The organism is Betaproteobacteria bacterium, assembly GCA_016791345.1.
Taxonomy (GTDB): Bacteria; Pseudomonadota; Gammaproteobacteria; order Burkholderiales; family JAEUMW01; genus JAEUMW01.
Genome location: JAEUMW010000141.1, coordinates 1 through 2,137, shown reverse-complemented (window position 1 = coordinate 2,137; position 2,137 = coordinate 1). Strand labels below are relative to the sequence as shown.

The 2,137-nt window shown below is 62.8% G+C and carries 4 protein-coding genes; all 4 read left to right on the top strand.

Features of this window, described 5'->3' with window-relative positions; genetic code table 11:
- Nucleotides 1–256: hypothetical protein (locus tag JNK68_05875; protein ID MBL8539883.1), on the top strand; the 256-nt coding region annotated here is incomplete at its 5' end.
- Nucleotides 257–337: 81 nt separating this feature from the next.
- Complete coding sequence (locus JNK68_05870; protein ID MBL8539882.1) at nucleotides 338–562, top strand: hypothetical protein; 225 nt, start codon at nucleotides 338–340, stop codon at nucleotides 560–562.
- 47 nt (nucleotides 563–609) lie between these two features.
- On the top strand, nucleotides 610–1,992 hold the full coding sequence (locus JNK68_05865; protein MBL8539881.1) for an anaerobic sulfatase maturase: 1,383 nt from the start codon (nucleotides 610–612) through the stop codon (nucleotides 1,990–1,992).
- Nucleotides 1,989–2,137 (top strand): DUF202 domain-containing protein (locus JNK68_05860; GenBank protein MBL8539880.1); only part of this gene is annotated, 149 nt, incomplete at its 3' end. The genes JNK68_05865 and JNK68_05860, both read left to right, overlap by 4 nt.

Genomic DNA, 2,137 nt, shown 5'->3' with positions numbered 1-2,137 from the left:
CGGCCTGGCGAACCGGCGTTTCGCGGCGACCGCGTATGTCGTGATCGACGGGCAGCCGCGCTATCCGGCACCGCTCGAGGGCGAGATGTTCGAACACGGCTGGTGCGTGATTCCTCTCGACGAATACACGCGATCCATCGCGTCCCGACTGCTCGCGCTCGATCGTGCCGCCGCCAGTCTCGATCAACCCCCGGAGATCGCCGCGCCGTGGGGTATCGCGAGTGGTTTGAAGGCCAAATCGCCGCGCGGTGGATAAGAATGGAAAGGAGAGGAGGCGGTCCCGGCGGGCACATAGGCTCCAAGCAGCGGCTAAATGGGACCACTCCCGTAGGAGGCGGTGCTCGATGCAGGTATCGGTGACCACACCAGCCATTACGTTCGGATCGAAACCCAATTATCCGAGCAATACTTCAATGCTTCGGCTTCTGACCGGAAAGAGGTGTCAGCTTCTTTTATGGAATCGGGATGGTTTTGTCGTTTATCCTGTCACAATCAATTCGGCTTAAATCGCAGCGGCGGAAGAGGTCCTGAGCCGCTCCCTGAGATGCTGGTCGCAGCCTGAACGCACCGCCGCACGGCGAGTGCCGAGTTTCGGGGAAACCTTAACCGATGGAACAATCGCCCGCACTCGACCCGAAGCTCGCCGGCGCGGCGCCGCTGCGCTTCCATCTGCTGGCGAAGCCGTCCGGCTCGACCTGCAACATAGACTGCAAGTATTGCTTCTTTCTGTCGAAGGAAGCGCTGTATCCGAACGAGAAGCACCGGATGTCCGACGCCACCCTGGAGGCGTACATCCGCCAGCTCCTCGAATCTCACCGCACACCCGAAGTCACGGTTGCCTGGCAAGGCGGCGAACCCACGCTGATGGGTGTCGATTTCTTCCGGCGCTCGATCGAGCTCGTCGAGAAGTACCGTCGCCCGGGGCAGCAGGTCCGGCACACGTTCCAGACCAACGGCATCGCACTCGACGATGAGTGGTGCGCGTTTCTGAAGGCCAACAGCTTCCTCGTGGGGCTCTCAGTCGACGGTCCGCGGGACATCCACGACGCCAACCGCGTCACCCGCGGCGGCGAGGGCACCTTCGACCTCGTCATGAAAGGCTGGCGTTCGCTGCGGGAGCACCAGGTGGACTTCAACATCCTGTGCACGGTCAACGCCGCCAACCAGCAGCATGGACGGCGCGTCTACCAGTTCTTCCGCGATGAGCTGGGTGCCACTTGGATGCAGTTCATTCCGATCGTGGAACGCGCGACTGCGGAGACGATTCATATCGCCAACCTCGGCTGGAGCGCGCGGCCACGGGAGAAGCGCCTGCTCTACACGCAGACCGGCACCCTTGTCACCGACCGCTCGGTGGGCGGCGAGCAGTATGGCCAGTTTCTCATCGACGTCTTCGAGGAGTGGGTCCGGCGCGACGTCGGGAAGGTGTTCGTGCAGATTTTCGACGTCACCCTCGAGGCGTACTTCGGTCAATACAAGCTCTGCATACACGCGCCCACTTGCGGCAACGGGCCGGCGCTCGAGTACAACGGCGATCTCTACGCCTGTGATCACTTCGTCGAGCCCGGTTTCAAGCTGGGCAACATCCACGAGACGCATATGCTGCAGCTCGTTGCCTCACCCGAGCAACGCAAGTTCGGACGGGACAAGCGTGACACGCTCACGCAACAGTGCCAGAAATGCGAGGTGCGCGCCCTGTGTAACGGTGGCTGCCCCAAGGATCGGTTCGTGCTGTCAGCGGGTGGTGAGCCGGGACATAACTACCTGTGTGCGGGTCTCTACAGGTTCTTCACGCATACCCGGCCCGCAATGGAGCGGATGGGTCACCTCTTCTCGGGTGGGCGAGCGCCGGCCGAGGTGATGGCGGCTGTTGAGGCGGAAGACAGGAAGCGCGGCCCATATGCACCCTGTCCGTGCGGCAGCGGCCGCAAGTTCCGCTTCTGTCATGGCGTGCGTGAGTTGCAGCCGATTGGAGCGGGGCATCCGACGTGACAGGTGAAACCGAGTCGGTGCCCGACCGCGGCACCCGGCTCGCACAGCAGCGTACCTCGCTCGCGGTCGAACGCAGCTTTCTCGCGTTCGAGCGAACGTTGATGGCCTGGCTGCGGACCTCGCTTTCGCTGATCGGCTTCGGCTT